18 protein-coding genes and 3 pseudogenes are annotated in these 18,991 nt (G+C 73.0%); 11 read left to right on the plus strand and 10 right to left on the minus strand.

The annotated features are described in order from the left end of the window. Window positions 1–30: 30 nt before the first annotated feature. On the minus strand, window positions 31–543 hold the full coding sequence (locus tag ACIRD3_RS25485; protein WP_402220803.1) for a DUF1990 family protein: 513 nt from the start codon (window positions 541–543) through the stop codon (window positions 31–33). Then, a complete protein-coding gene (locus ACIRD3_RS25490; RefSeq protein ID WP_402220806.1) occupies window positions 540–1,436 on the minus strand; it encodes a YndJ family protein in 897 nt (298 codons plus the stop codon). The genes ACIRD3_RS25485 and ACIRD3_RS25490 overlap by 4 nt, the downstream gene beginning before the upstream one ends. A gap of 166 nt (window positions 1,437–1,602) precedes the next feature. Here ACIRD3_RS25490 and ACIRD3_RS25495 point away from each other — a divergent pair, with 166 nt between their 5' ends. Further along, window positions 1,603–1,872 carry a DUF1876 domain-containing protein gene (locus ACIRD3_RS25495; RefSeq protein ID WP_402220809.1) on the plus strand — a complete coding sequence of 90 codons (270 nt, stop codon included), beginning with the start codon at window positions 1,603–1,605 and terminating at the stop codon, window positions 1,870–1,872. Further along, window positions 1,869–2,072, plus strand: a complete 204-nt coding sequence (locus tag ACIRD3_RS25500; RefSeq protein WP_402220812.1) for a hypothetical protein — start codon at window positions 1,869–1,871, stop codon at window positions 2,070–2,072. Before ACIRD3_RS25495 ends, ACIRD3_RS25500 begins: the two co-directional genes overlap by 4 nt. A 166-nt stretch (window positions 2,073–2,238) precedes the next feature. On the opposite strand, the gene ACIRD3_RS25505 is transcribed toward ACIRD3_RS25500, so the two are convergent. From ACIRD3_RS25505 to ACIRD3_RS25520, 4 genes and pseudogenes are all read right to left on the minus strand, one after another. Continuing rightward, a complete protein-coding gene (locus ACIRD3_RS25505; RefSeq protein WP_402220815.1) occupies window positions 2,239–2,679 on the minus strand; it encodes a PPOX class F420-dependent oxidoreductase in 441 nt (146 codons plus the stop codon). Between the two features lie 31 nt (window positions 2,680–2,710). Beyond that, window positions 2,711–4,319: pseudogene (locus tag ACIRD3_RS25510) on the minus strand (cytochrome bc complex cytochrome b subunit). Between the two features lie 230 nt (window positions 4,320–4,549). Then, window positions 4,550–6,085, minus strand: a complete 1,536-nt coding sequence (locus tag ACIRD3_RS25515) for an MFS transporter (RefSeq protein ID WP_402220818.1) — start codon at window positions 6,083–6,085, stop codon at window positions 4,550–4,552. A gap of 221 nt (window positions 6,086–6,306) precedes the next feature. Beyond that, the gene (locus tag ACIRD3_RS25520) at window positions 6,307–6,981 is read right to left on the minus strand and encodes a TetR/AcrR family transcriptional regulator (RefSeq protein ID WP_402220821.1); all 675 of its coding nucleotides are present in this window, start codon (window positions 6,979–6,981) and stop codon (window positions 6,307–6,309) included. 348 nt (window positions 6,982–7,329) lie between these two features. Between ACIRD3_RS25520 and ACIRD3_RS25525 the strand changes: the two genes are divergently transcribed. Together ACIRD3_RS25525 and ACIRD3_RS25530 are read left to right on the plus strand one after the other, a co-directional pair. Continuing rightward, window positions 7,330–7,911 carry a Uma2 family endonuclease gene (locus ACIRD3_RS25525; protein ID WP_402220823.1) on the plus strand — a complete coding sequence of 194 codons (582 nt, stop codon included), beginning with the start codon at window positions 7,330–7,332 and terminating at the stop codon, window positions 7,909–7,911. 121 nt (window positions 7,912–8,032) lie between these two features. Continuing rightward, entirely contained in the window at window positions 8,033–8,818 is a 786-nt protein-coding gene (locus tag ACIRD3_RS25530; RefSeq protein ID WP_402220825.1) for a VOC family protein, read from the plus strand. Window positions 8,819–8,828: 10 nt separating this feature from the next. On the opposite strand, the gene ACIRD3_RS25535 is transcribed toward ACIRD3_RS25530, so the two are convergent. After that, entirely contained in the window at window positions 8,829–9,305 is a 477-nt protein-coding gene (locus ACIRD3_RS25535; protein WP_402220828.1) for a hemerythrin domain-containing protein, read from the minus strand. 111 nt (window positions 9,306–9,416) lie between these two features. Continuing rightward, a complete protein-coding gene (locus ACIRD3_RS25540) occupies window positions 9,417–10,028 on the minus strand; it encodes a TIGR03086 family metal-binding protein (protein WP_402220831.1) in 612 nt (203 codons plus the stop codon). A 231-nt stretch (window positions 10,029–10,259) separates the two neighbouring features. Here ACIRD3_RS25540 and ACIRD3_RS25545 point away from each other — a divergent pair, with 231 nt between their 5' ends. Together ACIRD3_RS25545 and ACIRD3_RS25550 are read left to right on the plus strand one after the other, a co-directional pair. Then, window positions 10,260–10,832 carry a DoxX family protein gene (locus ACIRD3_RS25545; RefSeq protein WP_402220834.1) on the plus strand — a complete coding sequence of 191 codons (573 nt, stop codon included), beginning with the start codon at window positions 10,260–10,262 and terminating at the stop codon, window positions 10,830–10,832. 257 nt (window positions 10,833–11,089) lie between these two features. Beyond that, entirely contained in the window at window positions 11,090–13,381 is a 2,292-nt protein-coding gene (locus ACIRD3_RS25550) for a M9 family metallopeptidase (protein ID WP_402220836.1), read from the plus strand. 89 nt (window positions 13,382–13,470) lie between these two features. Here ACIRD3_RS25550 and ACIRD3_RS25555 read toward each other — a convergent pair whose 3' ends face one another. Continuing rightward, complete coding sequence (locus tag ACIRD3_RS25555; RefSeq protein ID WP_402220839.1) at window positions 13,471–14,232, minus strand: PP2C family protein-serine/threonine phosphatase; 762 nt, start codon at window positions 14,230–14,232, stop codon at window positions 13,471–13,473. Window positions 14,233–14,382: 150 nt separating this feature from the next. Between ACIRD3_RS25555 and ACIRD3_RS25560 the strand changes: the two genes are divergently transcribed. Together ACIRD3_RS25560 and ACIRD3_RS25565 are read left to right on the plus strand one after the other, a co-directional pair. After that, complete coding sequence (locus ACIRD3_RS25560) at window positions 14,383–15,498, plus strand: LLM class flavin-dependent oxidoreductase (RefSeq protein ID WP_402220842.1); 1,116 nt, start codon at window positions 14,383–14,385, stop codon at window positions 15,496–15,498. After that, window positions 15,495–16,118: an FMN reductase gene (locus ACIRD3_RS25565; protein ID WP_402220844.1), complete on the plus strand. Its 624-nt coding sequence runs from the start codon at window positions 15,495–15,497 to the stop codon at window positions 16,116–16,118. The genes ACIRD3_RS25560 and ACIRD3_RS25565 overlap by 4 nt, the downstream gene beginning before the upstream one ends. A 107-nt stretch (window positions 16,119–16,225) precedes the next feature. On the opposite strand, the pseudogene ACIRD3_RS25570 reads toward ACIRD3_RS25565, so the two are convergent. After that, a pseudogene (locus tag ACIRD3_RS25570) lies at window positions 16,226–16,414 on the minus strand (winged helix-turn-helix transcriptional regulator); the annotation flags it as partial. Window positions 16,415–16,627: 213 nt separating this feature from the next. Here ACIRD3_RS25570 and ACIRD3_RS25575 point away from each other — a divergent pair. The 3 genes and pseudogenes from ACIRD3_RS25575 to ACIRD3_RS25585 form a co-directional block, all read left to right on the plus strand. Next, a complete protein-coding gene (locus ACIRD3_RS25575) occupies window positions 16,628–17,695 on the plus strand; it encodes a Dyp-type peroxidase (protein WP_402220846.1) in 1,068 nt (355 codons plus the stop codon). 59 nt (window positions 17,696–17,754) lie between these two features. Further along, window positions 17,755–18,600 (plus strand): family 1 encapsulin nanocompartment shell protein, encoded by an 846-nt coding sequence (locus tag ACIRD3_RS25580; protein ID WP_402220847.1) that lies wholly within the window; start codon window positions 17,755–17,757, stop codon window positions 18,598–18,600. Between the two features lie 203 nt (window positions 18,601–18,803). Next, window positions 18,804–18,991, plus strand: a pseudogene (locus tag ACIRD3_RS25585) (electron transfer flavoprotein subunit beta); the annotation flags it as partial.

Raw genomic sequence — 18,991 nt, forward strand, 5'->3', positions numbered from 1 at the left:
GGCTCAGGGCGCTGCGTCCCGCGGGTGTCCTCACACCGCGTCCGCCGCGATGCGGGCCAGCACGCGGCCGCAGCGCCGGGCGAAGGCGCGCTGGGCGAGCGGGAGCAGCGGCCCGGCCAGCCGGGCCCACCAGGCGACGGGCCGGCTGAAGGCGGTGACGCTGAACCAGACCTCCTCGTCGGGCCCCGTCTCGACCAGGAAGGTCTCCTCGCCGAGGGCCAGGTGGCCGTGCCGCGTCCCGTAGGTGAAGCCGTAGCGGTCCGGGCCGTCGACGGCGGCCAGTACCCGGTTCGGGGCGCCCGCCCGCAGCGGGCCGACGCCGATCGCGCACCGGACGGCGACGCCCGGCGCGGCCTGGTCGGCCTCGGCGTCGATCCGTACGCCCGCGAGCCGGTGCATCCGCCAGCCGAGCAGGGCGGCTCCGGCGACCTCCAGGGCAGCCCGGCCGTGGCCGATCAGCGCCCGGTGCCGCAGGTGGTGGTAGCCCGCGGGCAGGTCGCCGGTGCGGCTGGCGCCCTGTTCGGGGTAGCTGTAGTCGTTCATCGCTGGGCCTCCGGAGTGGTGACGCGGATCGGGGTGCGGCGGTCGGTCGGGTCCGTCGGACCGGTCCGGTCGGCGGCGAGCCGGCGCCAGGCGAGCAGGGCGCAGAGCGCGAAGCCGAGCGCGTTGCCGACGCCGTGGGTGGCGGCCATCCAGGTCAGGGTGGGGTGGGGGAGTCCGGCGGCCCGGCCGAGCGCCCACCAGAGCGCGAGCACCATGGTGAGCGCGAGGACGGCCGAGGAGACGGCGAACAGCCGGGCGGTGACCGCGTCGCCGAGGGGGCGCAGCCGGCGCCAGGTGACCAGGCCGACCAGCCACATCCCGGTGGTCAGGACGAGCGCGCCGGCGAACTGCCACCAGGTGCCGAGGAAGTACCCGGCCAGGACCAGCAGCGTGCCGGCGGGTACGCTGAGCGCCGCGCAGCGGGCCGCGACCGAGCCGGGGTGGACGGCGCCGCAGACCAGCCCGGCGACCAGGGCGGCGGTGAATCCGGCGTAGTGGAAGTGCGGGACGGTCAGCGCCAGGATGTGCGGCTCGAAGCCGAACAGCGGGTAGCCGGACCGCTCGGCGACCAGGGCGACCCCGGCCACCGAGGGCGCGGCGAGCGCGGTGAGCACGGCCACCTCGGCGGGCGCCAGCGAGCGGGTGCGGGCCAGCCGCAGCGGCGCGTGCAGGGCGATGACCAGGGTGCCCAGCGCGTAGACGACGGCGGGGACGGTGGCCAGGGGGCCGCGCGGCAGCCAGAGCGAGAGCGCGCCGGGTACGGCGGCGAGCGGCCAGAGACGGCGGACCCGGGCGAGCCCCGGTTCGCCGACCAGGGCGAGACCGAGCGGGACGACGGCGCCCATGCCGAGCAGGATCAGCAGGTCCACCAGTTCGGCGGTGCCCTTCCCCATGGTGGACACACCCCCCTTGAACGCGTTCAAATGAGCTTCGCCGCCGACTCTACGCCGCCGACTTGAACGCGTTCAACTTGCCCTCCCGTCGACCCCGGACCGTCTGCCTGGTGTTCACGGGGGGTGCGGCGCACTCTGGAGGAGTAACCGATGGAGGTGATCCGCCATGCAGACTCTGGTCGGTTGGCACATCGACATGGAGTTCCGTGAGGACGGCCCGCGGACCAGCGCCGCCGCCCTGCTCCGGCTCGGCGACGGGACCGAACTGCGTGCTCACGGCTACAGCAGCCGCCACCCCTCCGACCCGGAGCAGCTGCGGGTCGGTGAAGAGGTCGCGGGCGCCCGCGCGCTCAACGACCTCGCCTCCCAGCTGCTCACCAAGGCCCACGGCGAGATCCAGGAGGTCAGCCCGGTCCCGACCCACCCGCTGTCGTGACCGCCCCGCGCCCGGACGGCGGCGGCGCCGGCCCCCAGTCGTCCCGCCCGCGGATCCCCCTGATCTGCCCGCGCTGCGGGCACGAGCAGCGGGTGGTGCCCGGCGGACCGGAACGGGCGGTCAGGGTCGTCCACGTCGGGACCGGCCGGGAGGCCTGCGAGTCCGGGGACCTGGCGCGGGCGCCGGACGAGGGCACCTGAGTCGCCCCCCGCCCCGTCCCTGCCCCCGCCCCCGCGCCGCTCCGTGCCGAGCACGGAAACGCCGGGGGCCGGGGACCCGTCCCCGGTCCCCGGCCCCCGGCGGCCCCGATCGACCCCAGCCGCCGCCGCGGCGGCCCCTGCCGCGTCAGTCGCCGCACGGGCGGCCTCAGTTGACGCAGTACGTGCCCGGCGGCCGCCACTCCGGCCCGACCAGCCGCTGCTCCAGCGCGTTCGGGGTGATCCGGATCCCGACCGTCCCGTCCAGCCCGACCCGGAACCGGCTGCGGGCCAGCGCGATCAGCGCCGTCAGGCCGTACTTGTTGATCAGTGAGGTGCGGTAGCGCGCGGTCGCGTCGGCGTCGCAGAGCCGGGCGCGGGCGGGGACGCTGCGCCCGGTCGGGCGTCCGTGGGCGTCGCAGGGGCCGATCAGCACCCGGGGGTGGCGGCGGATCCGCTCGGCCTCGTCCGAGTGCGCCGGGGTCCAGACCCCGAGCGCCGTGCCGTCCGGCACCACCCAGAGCTGCGACTCGGTCCGGCTGCCGTCCTCGGCGAAGGTGGTCAGCAGGAGGTACCTGCTGTCGGCGAGCCGCTCGGTTCGGTGGTGCACGTTGTCCTCCCTCTGGCGTCGGGGGGGCGGGTCAGTGCCCGTGGCCCTCGGTGACCTCGCGGTACTCCTCGGCGGTGGGCTTGGGGACGCGGGCGTGTTCGCCGTGCAGACCGCGGGACAGCCGCGCGCGGGTGCGGGTGAGCGCCCCTGCCGGGCGGGCCACTCCATTCTCGTCGACCGGGGCCGGCAGTTCGAGGGGGCGGGGCTGCTCGTGTGCCGTGAGCCGGTGGAGTTCGGCCGGCGCGAGCCCGGCGTGCAGCTCGGTGAACTCGCCGTGCGGCAGCCGCTTGATGACACCGGTCTCCCGTCCGTGCAGCACCTTGTCGCGGTCCCGGCGCTGCAGGCCGAGGCACCACCGTTTGGTGACGACGAAGACGATCACCGGGACGGCGAAGAAGCCGACGCGCGGCGTACGTGATGGCGTTGAGGGACAGGTGGAGGTGGGTGGCGATGAGGTCGTTGCCGCCCGCCACCAGTGCCACCAGGTAGAGGCTGATCCAGGCGGCACCGAGCGCGGTGCGGACGGGCGCGTTGCGCGGCCGGTCCAGCAGGTGGTGCTCCCGCCGGTCGTCGGTGACCCACCCCTCCACGAACGGGTGGACCGCGATGGCGGCCAGGACCAGCGGGAACAGGGTGAACGGGACCAGCACCCCGAGGTTGAGGGTGTGGCCCCACAGCCCGACCTCCCAGCCCGGCATGATCCGGATCAGGCCCTCGGCGAAGCCCATGTACCAGTCCGGCTGGGCGTCGGTGGAGACCTGGTCCGGGCGGTACGGTCCGTACGCCCAGATCGGGTTGACGGTCGCGATCGCCGCCACCAGCGCGATGATGCCGAAGACCAGGAAGAAGAACCCGCCGGCCTTGGCCAGGTAGACCGGCATCAGCGGCATGCCGACGACGTTCTTCTCGGTCCGCCCGGGGCCCGCCCACTGGGTGTGCTTGTGGTGGAAGACCAGGATCAGGTGCGCCACCAGCAGGCCGAGCATGATGCCCGGGATCAGCAGCACGTGGATGGTGAAGAACCGCGGCACGATGTCGTGCCCGGGGAACTCCCCGCCGAACAGGAACATCTGGACGTAGGTGCCGACCAGCGGGACGCCGAGGATCGCGCCCTCGATGAACCGGATGCCCGTTCCGGAGAGCAGGTCGTCCGGCAGCGAGTAGCCGAAGAAGCCGTCCAGCATGCCGAGGAAGAGCAGCAGGAAGCCGAACACCCAGTTGATCTCGCGCGGCTTGCGGAACGCACCGGTGAAGAACACCCGCATCATGTGCACGAACATGGCCGCGACGAAGACGATCGCCGCCCAGTGGTGGATCTGCCGGATCAGCAGACCGCCGCGCACCTCGAAGCTGATGTCCACGGTGGAGGCGTAGGCCTCCGACATCGCGATGCCCCGGAGCGGGACGTACGAGCCGTCGTAGACCACCTCGCCCATGCTCGGCTTGAAGAACAGGGTCAGCCAGACGCCGGTCAGGATGATGATCAGAAAGGTGTAGAGGCAGATCTCACCCAGCATGAAGGACCAGTGGTCCGGGAAGATCTTGCGGAGGTTCGCCCTGGCCAGGGTGTAGATCCCCAGCCGGCCGTCCGCCCAGTCGGCGGCCCGCTGCCCCCGCCCTGGGCTCTGATTCCGGGTCATGTCGCACGCACCTCGGTCCGAAGGAAACGGGGAGATGTCCCCGATTCGCACTGGGGCCCAGCTTAAACGGGGGGTTATCCCCACTTCTACCCCGGGGGTGCCGGACGGCCGGGAGCCCGCGAGGTGCCGAAACGGCGAGCGGCCCGCCGGGCCGGAAACGGCGAGCGGCCCGCCCGGCGTTCTGAGACACCGGACGGGCCGCGTACGCACCCGAGTGAAACCCCTGGGCGTCAGTGCACCAGCACCGGCACCTCGTCGTTCTTCGCGGCGCCCTCGCCGGCGCCCGCCCCCGTCGCCGAGCCCGGACGGCCGGCGTTGATGAAGGTGAAGGCGACGGCGGCGGCGGCCACCAGGATGCCGAAGGACACCCAGATCGCGGTCGAGAAGCCGTGCACCATGCCACCGAACTGCAGGGCCTTGGCGGCCTCCGGGTTCGAGGCGGCCGCGGCGGTGGCGTGCGAGGCCAGCCAGCTGGTGGTCGCGCTCGCCGCGATGGTGTTCAGCAGCGCGGTGCCGATGGCGCCGCCGACCTGCTGCGAGGTGTTGACCATGGCGGAGGCCACGCCCGCGTCGCGCGGCTGGACGCCGTACGTGGCGAGGCTCATGGCCGGCATGAACGCGGTGCCCATGCCGAGGCCCATCAGGACCAGGCCCGGCAGGATCAGCGCCGGGTAGGAGGTGTCCAGGCCGATGTGGGTCAGCAGGAACATGCCGATCGAGGCGACCAGGAAGCCGGGCGCCATCAGGTAGCGCGCCGGGACCCGGGTCATCAGCCGGGCACCGATCTGGGTCGAGCCGGTGATCATGCCCGCCACCATCGGCAGGAAGGCCACGCCGGTCAGCACCGGGCTGTAGCCGAGCACGATCTGCAGGTAGTAGGTCAGGAAGAGGAACAGACCGAACATGCCGATCACGGCCATGCCCAGCGACAGGTACACCCCGCCGCGGTTGCGGTCCAGCACCACGCGCAGCGGCAGCAGCGGGGCCTTGACCTTGCGCTCCACCAGCACGAAGGCGGACAGCAGCACGGCGGCCGCGGCGAACAGCCCCAGGGTGCTGCCGGCCGTCCAGCCGTGGGACTCGGCCCGGGTGAAGCCGTAGACCAGCGAGACCAGGCCGGTGGTGACCAGCAGGACGCCGGGGACGTCCAGCTTGTTGCGGTTGCGGCCCTCGGCCGGCTCGCGGATCACCATGACGGCGCCGACGGCGGCCACGATGGCGAACGGGATGTTGACGAAGAAGGTCCAGCGCCAGTTCATGTACTCGGTCAGCAGGCCGCCGAGGATCAGACCGATGGCGCCACCGCCACCGGCGATCGCACCGTAGATGCCGAAGGCCTTGGCGCGCTCCTTGGCCTCGGTGAAGGTCACCGCGAGCAGGGAGAGCGCGGCCGGGGCGAGCAGCGCGCCGAACACGCCCTGCAGGGCGCGGGCGCCGAGCAGCATCGCGGTGTTGGCGGCGGCGCCGCCGAGCGCGGAGGCCAGGGCGAAGCCGGTCAGGCCGACGATGAAGGTGCGCTTGCGGCCCCAGAGGTCCGCGATCCGGCCGCCGAACAGCAGCAGGCCGCCGAAGGCCAGGGCGTAGGCGGTGATCACCCACTGGCGGTTGCCGTCGGTGATGCCCAGGTCCCGCTGTGCGGACGGCAGGGCGATGTTCACGATGGTGGCGTCGAGGACGACCATCAGCTGGGCGAGGCCGATGAAGATCAGCGCCTTCCAGCGCCGGGGATCGGGCAGCGTCGCCGGTCGGGCGTCGGTTTGAGACATGGGGTTACTCACTTCACGGTGCGTGGTGTGCGCGCACGGTCGACTCACTCACGGGACAGGTGAGTTGCCGCGCACGGTGAAAGGTGCTCGGTGGGCGTGCGAGGGCGTGCCGGGGCGACGCCGCTCAGGAGCGCGGGCCGCTCGGTGCCGTCGGCCGGACCGGGCGTGCCGGTCGGGCCGGGTGTCGGATCAGAGGTGTCGGATCAGGTGGGGTGGATCGGTCAGCTCTCGGAGTGGAAGTCCTGGAAGGTCGCGGCCCGGCCGGGCAGGACCGAACGGGCCGGCGTGCGCAGGCCGTCCAGGAAGATCTGCAGGTGCCGGTGGACGAAGTCGTCCAGCATCCGGCAGGACGTGTTCGGCAGCGGTCGGGTCAGCTGGCTCATCGCGATGAACAGGTCACCGTGCTCGACGTCCGCCCGCAGTTCACCCGCGGCCCGGGCGCGCTCCATCAGTCCGCCCACGGCGGACTGCAGACGCTCCCGGATCTCGGCCAACTCCGGGTCGTGCGGGTCGACATGACTGCTGAACAGGGTGCAGAGGCCGCCGACCTTCTCCGCCACGGTCGCGTGCGCGAACCGCTGCAGGGCGTCGAACGGGCCACTGCCGTCAGGGTCGTCCGCCTCCACCGTCGCCGTCTCGGCGAGGGCCAGGATGCGGTTCTTGACGAGCAGCGCCACTTCCTGGATCAGCGCCATCCGGTCCGGGAAGTTCCGGTAGAGAGTGGCGTTGCCGACCCCCGCCCGCTTCGCGATCTCGTCCAGGGGTGCGTCCGCACCGTGCTCGACGAACGCGTCCCGGGCCGCCAGCACGATCCGCTCCCGGTTCCGGCTCGCATCCGCACGCAGCTTGGGCGTACGGGTGCTCTCCGCGGGGCGGACCGACTCGGCGGTGGTCACGACGACTGCTCCTCCAGGATACCGGGGAAATTCTCCCCGCTTCTGCCAACGTACTCACAAACGGGGAATCTGTCCCCGGAATTTCCGGCCCTGATGTGACCTGAGTCACATGCCGCGCCGGCCTCGGCGGGAACGCCGCCGCCGACCGCATGGCGTCCGGCTACCTGCCGGCGATCCGGACCACCCTCGGGCTCGCCCGCGAGTCCCACCGGACCGCCTGAGGACCGGCCTCCGCCGCCCGGTCTCCCCGGCCGGGCGGCGGACGCTATCGTCGGAAGCCAGGTGCCCGTAACCACACACCGGCGTGCTCGTTTCCCCGGCGGGTGCCCAGGCGAAGGAGGAAGGCCCATGACCGCGATCTCCGACCGCCCGCAGATGATGCCCGAGGACTTCGAGGAACTCGCGCATCTTCTGGCTCGGACCGCCGAAGGCATCCGGCTGGAGTTCATCTACGGGAAGCTGGGGGTCAAGCCCGTGCCGGATGGCGACCACAGCATGATCATCGAGTGGTTGACGCGGATCTGCATGCAGGCGCGGCCTGAACTCTGGCTGTACAACCACGGCCTGAAGGTTCAGTCCTACCGTGATGGCCGAGCCCATCCGGACGGCGCGCTCGCTCCGCACGGCACCGTTGCGGGTCAGGGGGAATGGGCCGACAGTGACGGCATCCTCATGGTCGTCGAGGTGACGTCGTACGACTCCGACACCGAACGACGTGATCGAATCGAGAAGCCGCGTGCCTACGCCGAGACCGGCATCCCGATGTATCTGCTGATCGACCGCGACTCCGCCGAAGTCACCGTGTTCAGCCGACCCAACGGCGTGCGCTACGAGATCGCCCACACCGTCCCCTTCGGCCGGACGGTCCGGTTGCCCGACCCGGTCGGGATCACCCTGGACACCGAGCCGCTGAAGAACTGGGTGCGCTGATCCCGGGCATGGCGTCCCCGGGGTTGTCCACCCGTCGGCCTAGGCTGTGGGCGTTCCGGGCGGCCGGTGGGCCGTGGGAGTCGGGAGGGGCCCGGCGGCCGGGTGGGCGAGGAGGTTCGCGATGAGCAGCGGTGAGACCGCCAGGGTGCGCTGCGTGGCGGCCGTTCCGTGCTGGGTGAGCCTGATCGCCCGGGACCTGGAGGGCGCGAAGGACTTCTACGGGCCGCTGCTCGGCTGGGAGTTCGAGGCCGGACCGGACCGCTTCGGGCCGTACGTGCACGCGGTGGTCGACGGGGAGGCGGTGGCCGGACTCGGCCTCGCCGGCGGCGGGGCGATCCCGCTCGCCTGGACCAGCTACTTCGGCACCGAGAGCGCCGACGCCGCCGCCGACGCGGTGCGGGAGCGCGGCGCGACGCTCGCGGTCGGCCCGCTGGCCTTCGACGCCGGGCGGGTGGCCTTCGCCGCGGACCCGGCGGGGGCGGTGTTCGGCATCTGGGAGGGCCCGCCGGGCCGGGCCCGGAAGCTGGAGCTGCCCGGCGCGCCGGTCTGGATCGAGCTGCGCACCCCGGACCCGTTCGCGGCGGCGCTGTTCTACGGCGAGGTGTTCCGCTGGGACGGCCGCGACCCGGAGCGCTTCGACGTCCGCTGGGAGCACGACCGGGTGGTGCTGCGCGCCGAGGGGAACAGCGTCGCGGCGCTGGCCAGGGAGCAGGCGGGCGGCCCGGCGGGGATGCCCCCGCACTGGGAGGTGTCCTTCGCCGTGCCGGACGCCGACCGGGCCCTGGCCCGGGCCGTGGAGCTGGGGGGCGCGCCGCTCGGCCCGGCCTTCGACTCCCCGTACGGGCGGGTGGCCCGGCTGCAGGACCGCGAGGGCGCCCGGTTCGCGGTGATCAGCTCCAAGGACTGACCGGGCGGGCTCAAGGACCGCCCGGCCCGGCGGGATCACGGTCGAGCGCCGCCCGCTCGGCCCGCAGCCGGTCGCCGAGCGCGGTCCGGGCGGCGGCGGGCAGGGCCTTGCGCGCGGCCGGGAAGAGCTGCTTCTCCTCGCCGCGCAGGTGCCGCCGCACGGTGTCGGCGAGGCCGCGCAGCAGGGTGTCGAAGGCCGGGTCGGCCGGGGGGAGCGCCTGCAGGTCGGAGAGGTACTGCCCGATCGCCAGGTGGTCGTGGATGCTGCCGAACACCAGCGTTCCGCCGTCCGGCACGTCGTGCTGCACGACCGGGAAGAGGTGTTCCTCCTCGGCGGCGCAGTGCGCGAACAGCAGGTCGGTCAGCCGGGTCACCAGGTCGCCGCGCTCGGCGCCGCCCGCCGGGGCGGCCTCGATGGCGTCGAGCAGTTCGGTGACCGCCCGGTGGTCGGCGGTGAATTCGCCGAGGATGTCCGGCCTGCGGCTCATGGCACACCCTCCTCTCGCGCGGAGTACTGGATCCATCTCCCAGTATCCGGCCTCGGCCGGCTCGCTCGGGTGGGCCCCGTTCACCCTCCGTGCCGGTCGCCCCGGCCCCGTTCACCCTCCGTGCCGGTCGCCCCCGTCCCGTCGCCCGGTGAGGGCGAGCAACCGGGTCTGCGGGCCGGCGTCCCCGGCGGTCGGCACCGGCGGGTCGAAGACTCCGCTGCCGGAGAGGTCGCCGTAGCCGGAGATCTCGCCGAGCGCGTAGTCGACGAGGTCCGCCGGGAGCCGGGTGAGCCGACCGATGCCCTCGGCGAGGTCCCAGGTGTGGATGACCAGGTCGGTGGTGAGCTGGTCCAGGTAGTACTGCCCGGTGACGTCCCCGAAGGAGAGGTGGACGGTCAGGTCGGTGGCGCCGGGGACGGCCCAGGCCTGCCGGGCGGCCTCGGCGGCGTCGGTCCAGGCGGCGACCGGGTCGTCGCCGAGCACGTCGCCGTCGTAGCGGCCGCCGACCTCGGAGACGGTGGCGCCCATCAGCAGGTCGGGCACCCAGAGCTGCTCGCCGGTGAGGTGGTTGACCAGGTCGCGGACGGACCAGTCGGTGCAAGGGGTGGGGGAGTCCCACTGGCCGGGGGTGATGAGGCGGACGCGTTCGTCGAAGGCGGCCAGGGCCTCCGGGTACGGGGTGCCGCTGCGCGCCGCCCGCCGGTGTTGCCTGCGGTGAGCCATGCCTCCACCCTGCCCCGGCCCGGGCGGGGGCCGCGAGTCGCCCACGGATCGTCAGTTGTTCAAATTCGAACTCCAAGGTACGGTCGGAGAAGCGGCGGTTCAAATTTGAACAATGGCGCCGGGGTGACGACCCCCGCCCGCCGCGCCCCCCGCCCCCTCGCCCCGGCCCCAGGGCCGGCGGCGACGGGCGACCGACGACTGACGACCGCACCCCGATCGATGGAGACGCGCATGCCGAGCAGCAGCCCGAGCACGACCGCCGCCACCAGCCCCACCGTCCGCCCCGCCCGGGAGACCCCCGGGTCCGCGACGACCTCCCCGCACGCCTACGACGCCGGACTCCTGCTCCTGCGCCTGGTGCTCGGCCTGACCATGGCCGCGCACGGCAGCCAGAAGCTGTTCGGCTGGTTCGGCGGCGGCGGGATCGACGGCACCGGTCAGTTCTTCACCATGAGCGGCTACCCGGCCGGCACCACCATGGCCGTGGTCGCCGGCCTCACCGAGACGATGGGCGGACTCGCCCTCGCCGTCGGCCTGTTGACCCCGCTGGCGGGTGCCGCGATCGTCGGCACGATGGTCAACGCGCTCGCCGTCACCTGGGGCGGCGGCTTCTTCGCGCCGAAGGGCAGTGAGTACGAGCTGCTGCTGACGGCGGGTGCCGCCGCGCTCGCGCTGACCGGCCCGGGCCGCTACGCGGTGGACCGCTTCCTGCCGGTGGTGCGCGCGCACCGCCTGGCGTACGGCGTGGCCGCCGTCGTGGTCGGCCTGGTGGCGGCGGGCGTGATCCTGCTGCTGCGCAAGTAGCGACGCCGGGCCGCAGGCCCGACAACCGACCGGCCCGGAGGCCGTGGTGGCGAACCGTCACCACGGCCTCCGCGCGTTTTCCCCGCGAACCGCGCACAGCGACGAGGGTTCCCAAGGCCATGTGATGTGTGCCATGGTACATGTCACACTCCCCACCGCACGGCGGAGCCGCCCCCACGCGGCCCCGCCGCCCACGGTCCTCGATCCCCCACCGGCCGCGCCCCGATCGCGGCCGACGACGGCCCGGAGGCCCCCACGTGAGTCCCGCCCGGCTGCTGCGACTCCCGCAGTTGGCACGATTGTTGACGCTCCTCCTGTCCCTGTTCCTGGCGGTCGGCCTGTTCGCGCCGCAGAGCCAGGCCGCTCCCGCCGCCGCTCCCGGCGGCGCGCCCAGCCCCGCCCCCGCCGGACCGGCCCCCCAGCCCGCCACCGGCAGCCCCGAACGCGGCGACGGCGAGCGGCAGTTCGCCTCCGCCGACCAGCGCGCCCCGCTGTCGCTGGACACCCGCCCGGCCGAGGTGAAGGCCACGACCGCGCCGACCACCACGTCCCTCCGCCTCGGCGCGGCTGCCCAACAGGCCTGCAACACCGGCGACTTCACCGGCCGGACCGGCGGCGACCTGGTCCAGCACATCAAGGCCGCCGACATCCAGTGCATCAACAGCCTCTTCCCGCTCACCGGCGCCGACGCGCGCGGCGCGTTCCGCGAGGAGCAGATGACCACCGTGGCGTACGCGCTGCGGGACGCGGCCGGCGGTTACCCGGGCGACAACTCCACCTCGGTCGAGCAGTTGGTGCTCTACCTGCGGGCCGGCTACTTCGCGCAGTGGTACCACAAGGACGACGTCGGCCCGTACGGAACCGCCCTGCAGACGGCGATCCGCGCCGGGCTGGACGCGTTCTTCGGCAGCGCCCACTCGCGTGACGTCGCCGCCGGCAACGCGCCGATCCTGGGCGAGTCCGTCACCCTGATCGACAGCGCGCAGGAGAACGTCCGCTACCTTCCGGTGGTCAAGCGGCTGCTGACCGACTACACCAGCGCCACCTGGAACCCGGCCGGCCTGGCCTGGTCGGTCAACCCGGTGTTCACCGTGCTGTTCCGCGGCCACCAGGTGGCCGGCTTCGACGCGGCCGTGGAAGCGGACCCGAGCGTGCTGGACACCCTGTCCTCCTTCGCGAGCCGCAACAACGACCTGCTCGGCGGCGACTACGGCGTGCTGGTCTACAACGCCACCAAGGAGCTCGGCCGCTTCCTGAAGGACCCGGCGCTGCAGGCCAAGGTCCGTCCGCTCGTCAAGGCGCTCGCCGCGCAGGCCGCGCCGAACGGCCGCACCGTCTTCCAGTGGGCCGCGGCGGCCGAGGCGGTCGGCTTCTACGACGCCGCCAACTGCTCGTACTACGGCACCTGCAACGCCGCCGACCAGCTCAAGGCCGGTGTGCTGAAGGTCAATGACACCTGCAGTCCGAGCATCAAGCTGATCGCCCAGGCGTTGGACGCCACCCAGTTGGGCACCGCCTGTACCAGCCTGACCGGCCAGGACGCCTACGTCCACTCGGTGGTCAAGGACAACGGCCCGGTCAAGGACGACGGGAACACCACCATCGAGGTCGTGGTCTTCCACTCCTCGCTGGACTACCAGGTGCTGGCCGCCGCCATCTACGGCATCGACACCAACAACGGCGGCATGTACCTGGAGGGGGACCCGGCGAAGGCCGGCAACCAGCCGCGCTTCCTCTGCTACGAGGCCGAGTGGGTCCGCCCGGCCTTCCAGATCTGGAACCTCAACCACGAGTACACCCACTACCTCGACGGCCGGTTCGACATGTACGGCGACTTCAACGCCGGCATGACCACCCCGACCGTCTGGTGGGTGGAGGGCTTCGCGGAGTACGTCTCCTACTCGTACCGCAAGGTGGCCGACGACGCCGCGATCGCGGCGGCCGCCCGGCACGCCTACAAGCTGAGCGACCTCTTCGACACCGTCTACGGCGACCAGGACCGGGTCTACCGCTGGGGCTACCTGGCCGTGCGCTACATGCTGGAGCAGCACCGCCCGGACGTGGACGCGCTCCTCGCCAAGTACCGGGTGGGGGACTGGGCCGGTGCCCGCACCCTGCTGAAGACCACCATCGGCACCCGTTACGACGCCGGCTTCGACAGCTGGCTGACCGCCTGTGCGAACGGCGCCTGCGCGACGAACCCGACCGTCCCGCAGCTGCCGGAGTGCGCCGCCGCCGACCCCCGGGCGCTGGACGCGAACTGCGCCCGCAGCAACGTCGCGGCCACCACGGGCAACTACGCGCACTTCTACCTCCTGGTGCCGGCCGGCACCAAGCAGGTGAAGATCACCACCAGCGGGGGCACCGGCAACGGCGACCTCTACTACAACCCGGCGGGCTGGGCGTACACCGGCTCCTACGCGACGCGGTCGGCGGGCCCGGACAACTCCGAGACGCTGACCGTGACCAACCCGCCGGCCGGGTACGTGTACTTCAGCCTCTACGCCCAGCAGGGCTTCGGCGGGGTGACCGTCACGAGCGAGATCTGAGCCGAGTACGGCGAGAACGGACAGGTGACCGCCCCGGCGGAGGCGCTTCGGCGCCCCGCCGGGGCGGGTCCGCGCCTCCCCGTCGGGGATCAGCCGCCGACCCGCACCAGCGCCAGGGTGATGTTGTCCGGCCCGCCCGCCTCGATCGCGGCCTTCCACAGCTCGAACGCGGCCTTGCCGTCGGAGCGTTCGGCGCCCTCGTAGCCCCGGGCGAGCAGCTCGGCCAGCTCCTCCTCGGGCACCGGGTCGGTCAGGCCGTCGCTGCACACCAGGTACCGGTCGCCGGTCGTCAGCGGCGCGACGCGGACGTGCGGTTCGACGAAGGTGAGCCCGAGCGAGCCGCCCAGGGTCTGGGTGACCACCGAGGTGGTGCGCTGCCCGGGCGGCAGCGGCGGGCTGTCGTCCACGCTCACCCGGCTCAGCCCGTCCCCGGTGATCCGGTAGACCCGGCTGTCGCCGATGTTGAAGACCAGCGCCCGCTCGGGCAGCAGCACCAGTCCGGCGACGGTGGTGCCCATCGCGGCGAGCTCCGGATCCCCGGCGGCGGCCGCGTAGACCGCCCGGTTGCACTCCTCCAGCTCCTCCCGGACGGCCTCCTCGCCGTCCAGGGCGTCCCCGTCGGCGGCGAGCCTGCGGGCGACGACGGCGCTGGCCACCTCGCCGCCGGGGTGGCCGCCCAGGCCGTCGGCCACCGCGACCACGCAGGGCGGGCCGAGCGGGAAGAGCAGGGTCTGCGGGTTGGCGGTCACCGTGGCGCACAGGGTCCACGGCCCGACCGTGAGGCTGTCCTCGTTGTGCTCCCGCACCAGGCCCTCGTGGCTCAGCGCGCTCACCGCGATGTACGGCGCCATCGTCCGCCGCCCTTCCGGAGCCCCTGCCGTCGGTGCCCCGCCTTCCATTGTGGGCGGGAATAACGATCCGCACCTGCGTGCTAAGGTGGTTGAAACTTGAACGACCTGGTCCGTCGAACGACCTGGCCCCCTCAGGAGTTGGTGAGCAGCATGCAGTTCGGAATCTTCACCGTCGGTGACGTGACCGCCGACCCGACCACCGGCCGCACTCCGAGCGAGCACGAGCGGATCAAGGCCATGGTGGCGATCGCGCGCAAGGCCGAGGAGGTCGGGCTCGACGTGTTCGCGACCGGCGAGCACCACAACCCGCCGTTCGTGCCGTCCTCCCCGACGACGATGCTCGGCTACATCGCCGCGCAGACCGACCGCATCATCCTCTCCACGTCCACGACCCTGATCACCACCAACGACCCGGTGAAGATCGCCGAGGACTTCGCGATGCTGCAGCACCTGGCCGAGGGCCGGGTGGACGTCATGATGGGCCGCGGCAACACCGGCCCGGTCTACCCGTGGTTCGGCAAGGACATCCGCCAGGGCATCCCGCTCGCGATCGAGAACTACGCGCTGCTGCACGAGCTGTGGCGCGAGGAGGTCGTCGACTGGAGCGGCCGCTTCCGCACCCCGCTGCAGGGCTTCACCTCCACCCCGCGCCCCCTGGACGGCGTCCCGCCGTTCGTGTGGCACGGCTCGATCCGCAGCCCCGAGATCGCCGAACAGGCCGCCTACTACGGGGACGGCTTCTTCGCGAACAACATCTTCTGGCCCAAGGAGCACTTCCAGAAGCTGATCAACCTCTACCGCGAGCGCTACGCCCACTACGGCCACGGCACGCCCGAGCAGGCGATCGTCGGCCTCGGCGGGCAGGTGTTCATGCGGAAGAACTCCCAGGACGCGGTGCGCGAGTTCCGTCCGTACTTCGACAACGCGCCGGTGTACGGGCACGGGCCCTCGCTGGAGGAGTTCACCGAGCAGACCCCGCTGACCGTCGGCAGCCCGCAGGAGGTCATCGAGAAGACGCTGACCTTCCGCGAGACCTTCGGCGACTACCAGCGCCAGCTGTTCCTGATGGACCACGCCGGCCTGCCGCTGAAGACCGTGCTGGAGCAGCTGGACCTGCTCGGCGAGGAGGTCGTGCCGGTGCTGCGCGAGGAGTTCGCCAAGGGCCGCCCGGCCGGGGTGCCGGAGGGGCCGACCCACGCCGCGCTGGTCGCGGCCCGCGACGAGCAGGCCGCCCGGGACGAGGAGAAGGCCGAGGTGTCCAAGTGAGCACGTACAAGCTGGTGGTGGTGAGCGCCGGGCTGAGCAAGCCGTCCTCGACGCGCCTGCTGGCGGACCGGCTCACCGACTCGACCGTCCGGCAACTCGCCGCCGAAGGCCGGGAGGCGGAGGTCACCGTGGTCGAACTGCGGGACCTCGCCGTGGAGATCGCGAACAACTTCGTGACCGGCTTCCCCGGCGCCGCGCTGCGCGGGGCGATCGAGGCGGTGACGGAGGCGGACGGCCTGATCGCGGTGACGCCGATCTTCACGGCCTCCTACAGCGGCCTGTTCAAGTCCTTCTTCGACGTGATCGACAACGACGCGCTCACCGGCAAGCCGGTGCTGATCGCCGCGACCGGCGGCACGCCCCGGCACTCGCTCGCCCTGGAGCACGCCGTCCGGCCGCTGTTCAGCTACCTGCGCGCGGTGGTGCTGCCGACCGCCGTCTACGCGGCCACCGACGACTGGGGCGCCGCGGGGGACGGGCACACCGACGGGCTGCCGCGCCGGATCGACCGGGCGGCGGGCGAGCTGGCGGCCCTGCTGTCCGGCCGCGGGCCGGCGGCGCCGACGGTGCCGGAGCAGGTGGTGCCGTTCGAGCAGCAGCTGGCGGCGCTGCGGGCGTGAGCCCGTGAGCCCGTAGGGGTGGAAGGGGCGGGTGCGCGACCAGGCGCACCCGCCCCTCGCCGTTCCCCTCTTCGCGCCGAACCCGCCGCGCCCCGCGTCGCCGGCTCTCAGGAGGCGCCCTCGCGCGCGTCGTACGCCGCCCGGGCGGTGGCGATCTCCCGCTGGTGCGCCCCGGTCCAGGTGACCAGCGACTGGATGGTGGCGTGCAGGGTCCGCCCGAGCGGCGTCAGCGCGTAGTCCACCCGGGGTGGCACCACCGGGTGGACGGTCCGCTCGACCAGGCCGTCCCGCTCCATGCTGGGCGCCCTGGTCGCGGCCACCGGTGCGGTGCGGCGTCGCGGCTGACGTTCCCCCGGCAGGGCCGTCCGCTCATGCGAACGGCCCTGCCGGGGCCTCGCCCGGCCGGGCCGTTCGGCCTGCCCGGCAGGGCGGTTCCGGCGCGCGTCGGCCGCGCCGAATCGTCCACCGTGCGGTGTACTGGCCCCGGCGTCCCGAGGAGGCCCGACACCATGCCGTCCCCACCGCAGTCCGCACCGCAGTCCGACTTCCCGCCCGAACCGCAGGCCGTGCTCTCCCCGCTGACCGGCGCGGCCGTCTTCCTGGTCCTCACCGTCGAACCCGGCGGCGAGGACGCCGTCCGCGCCCTGCTGCCCGACCTCGCCGGCCTGCGCCGCTCGGTCGGCTTCCGGGCGCCCGAGGGCGGCCTCACCTGTGTCACCGGCATCGGTTCCTCGCTCTGGGACCGCCTCTTCGACGGCCCCCGGCCCGCCGCCCTGCACCCCTTCCGGGAGGTCGCCGGGCCGCGCCACCGGGCCCCGGCCACCCCCGGCGACCTGCTGCTGCACCTGCGGGCCGAGCGGATGGACCTCTGCTTCGAACTGGCCGGGCAGCTCACCGACCGGCTCGCCGGGGCGGCCACCGTGGTCGACTCCGTCCAGGGCTTCCGGTACTTCGACGACCGGGACCTGCTCGGCTTCGTCGACGGCACCGAGAACCCGGAGGGCCGGGCCGCGGTGAGCGCCGCGCTGGTCGGCGCGGAGGACCCGGACTTCGCCGGTGGCAGCTACGTCATCGTCCAGAAGTACCTGCACCAGCTGGACAAGTGGAACGCGCTGAGCGTCGAGGAGCAGGAGGGCGCGGTCGGCCGCACCAAGCTCACCGACATCGAGCTGGCCGACGACGTCAAGCCCGCCGACTCGCACGTGGCGCTCACCGTGATCACCGGCCCGGACGGCGAGGAGCGGAAGATCGTCCGCTTCAACATGGCCTTCGGCTCCTTCGCGCACGGCGGCGAGTTCGGCACCTACTTCATCGGCTACGCACGCGACCCCGGGGTGACGGAGGAGATGCTGACCAACATGTTCGTCGGCAAGCCGCCCGGCACCACCGACCGGCTGCTCGACTTCTCCACCGCCGTCACCGGCTCACTGTTCTTCGTCCCGACCGCAGACCTCCTCGCCTCCCCGCCCCCGCCCCCGGGCGCCACCCCGGCCGAGGCTCCGGCCGCCGCCCCGCGCCCCGCCGCGCCCGCCGCCGACGGCTCGCTGGGCATCGGCAGCCTCAAGCGGACCCCCTGAACAGGACACCAGCGACCAGGACACCAGCGACCAGGACCCCAGCGAACAGGACCCCGCGCATGAACAACCTCCACCGGGACCTCGCCCCCGTCTCCGCCTCCGCCTGGGAGGAGATCGAGGAGGAGGCCCGTCAGACCTTCAAGCTGCACATCGCCGGGCGCCGGGTCGCCGACCTGAACGGCCCCGGGGGCACCGACCTCGCGGCCGTCGGCACCGGCCACCTGACCGGCATCGAGGCGCCGGTGGACGGCGTCCAGGCGCACGCCCGCGCCGCCCAGCCGGTGGTCGAGCTGCGCGTCCCCTTCAGCGTCCGCCGGGAGGCCGTGGACGACGTCGAGCGCGGCTCCCGCGACTCCGACTGGCAGCCCGTCAAGGACGCCGCCCGTACCCTCGCCCTCGCGGAGGACCGCGCCGTCTTCGAGGGCTACCGCGCCGCCGCCATCGACGGCATCCGGGCCGCCTCCACCAACCCGCCGGTCCCGCTCCCCGCGGACGTCCGCGAGTACCCCGAGGCCGTCAGCCGCGCCCTCACCGCCCTGCGCCTGGCCGGCGTCGGCGGCCCCTACTCCCTGCTGCTCGGCGCCGAGGCCTTCACCGCCGTCAACGAGACCAGCGACCACGGCTACCCCGTCCACAACCACCTGGCCCGCCTGCTGGACGGCGACATCATCTGGGCCCCCGCCATCGAGGGCGCCTTCCTGCTCTCCACCCGCGGCGGCGACTTCGAGCTCTTCCTCGGCCAGGACGTCTCCGTCGGGTACCTCTCCCACGACGCCGAGACGATCCGGCTCTACCTGCAGGAGTCCCTCACCTTCCGGGTCCTCACCGGGGAGGCCGCCGTCGCCCTGGGCGGCTCGGCGCCGGACGACGGCCCGCGGGCCCCCGGGCACCGGGAAGGGTACTGAGTTCCTTTACGAGGGGTACTGAGTGCCGTATTCTCTCGGTGGAGCCTCTGACGCCAGTCGAAGAGAGCCGACACGGTACACCGGTCCAGGTGGCGCTTGCGGCGCGCAGGTCGCGGCCGGGCCGCACTTGGCACTCAGTACCCTCGGCATGACCTGAGGCCATGGATCAGTGCATCCGTGCACCCGTGACAGGAGAACCGCTCATGAGCTTGAGGATCGTCGTCTGTGTGAAGTACGTGCCGGACGCGACGGGTGACCGTCGTTTCGCGGACGACCACACCACCGACCGGGACGGCGTGGACGGCCTCCTGTCGGAGCTGGACGAGTACGGCGTGGAGCAGGCGCTGCGGATCGCGGAGGCGAACGAGGGCGCCGAGGTGACGGTGCTGAC

The sequence above is a fragment of the Kitasatospora sp. NPDC093550 genome, from assembly GCF_044764985.1.
Lineage (GTDB): Bacteria > Actinomycetota > Actinomycetes > Streptomycetales > Streptomycetaceae > Kitasatospora.

Excerpts from the sequence above, each read along its gene's own strand:
- ACIRD3_RS25575 (WP_402220846.1), top strand. The coding sequence starts at position 16,628 with ATGCCGTCCCCACCGCAGTCCGCACCGCAGTCCGACTTCCCGCCCGAA.
- ACIRD3_RS25490 (WP_402220806.1), bottom strand. The coding sequence starts at position 1,436 with ATGGGGAAGGGCACCGCCGAACTGGTGGACCTGCTGATCCTGCTCGGC.
- ACIRD3_RS25515 (WP_402220818.1), bottom strand. The coding sequence starts at position 6,085 with ATGTCTCAAACCGACGCCCGACCGGCGACGCTGCCCGATCCCCGGCGC.
- ACIRD3_RS25580 (WP_402220847.1), top strand. The coding sequence starts at position 17,755 with ATGAACAACCTCCACCGGGACCTCGCCCCCGTCTCCGCCTCCGCCTGG.
- ACIRD3_RS25525 (WP_402220823.1), top strand. The coding sequence starts at position 7,330 with ATGACCGCGATCTCCGACCGCCCGCAGATGATGCCCGAGGACTTCGAG.
- ACIRD3_RS25495 (WP_402220809.1), top strand. The coding sequence starts at position 1,603 with ATGCAGACTCTGGTCGGTTGGCACATCGACATGGAGTTCCGTGAGGAC.
- ACIRD3_RS25540 (WP_402220831.1), bottom strand. The coding sequence starts at position 10,028 with ATGGCTCACCGCAGGCAACACCGGCGGGCGGCGCGCAGCGGCACCCCG.
- ACIRD3_RS25535 (WP_402220828.1), bottom strand. The coding sequence starts at position 9,305 with ATGAGCCGCAGGCCGGACATCCTCGGCGAATTCACCGCCGACCACCGG.
- ACIRD3_RS25485 (WP_402220803.1), bottom strand. The coding sequence starts at position 543 with ATGAACGACTACAGCTACCCCGAACAGGGCGCCAGCCGCACCGGCGAC.
- ACIRD3_RS25530 (WP_402220825.1), top strand. The coding sequence starts at position 8,033 with ATGAGCAGCGGTGAGACCGCCAGGGTGCGCTGCGTGGCGGCCGTTCCG.
- ACIRD3_RS25545 (WP_402220834.1), top strand. The coding sequence starts at position 10,260 with ATGCCGAGCAGCAGCCCGAGCACGACCGCCGCCACCAGCCCCACCGTC.
- ACIRD3_RS25555 (WP_402220839.1), bottom strand. The coding sequence starts at position 14,232 with ATGGCGCCGTACATCGCGGTGAGCGCGCTGAGCCACGAGGGCCTGGTG.
- ACIRD3_RS25560 (WP_402220842.1), top strand. The coding sequence starts at position 14,383 with ATGCAGTTCGGAATCTTCACCGTCGGTGACGTGACCGCCGACCCGACC.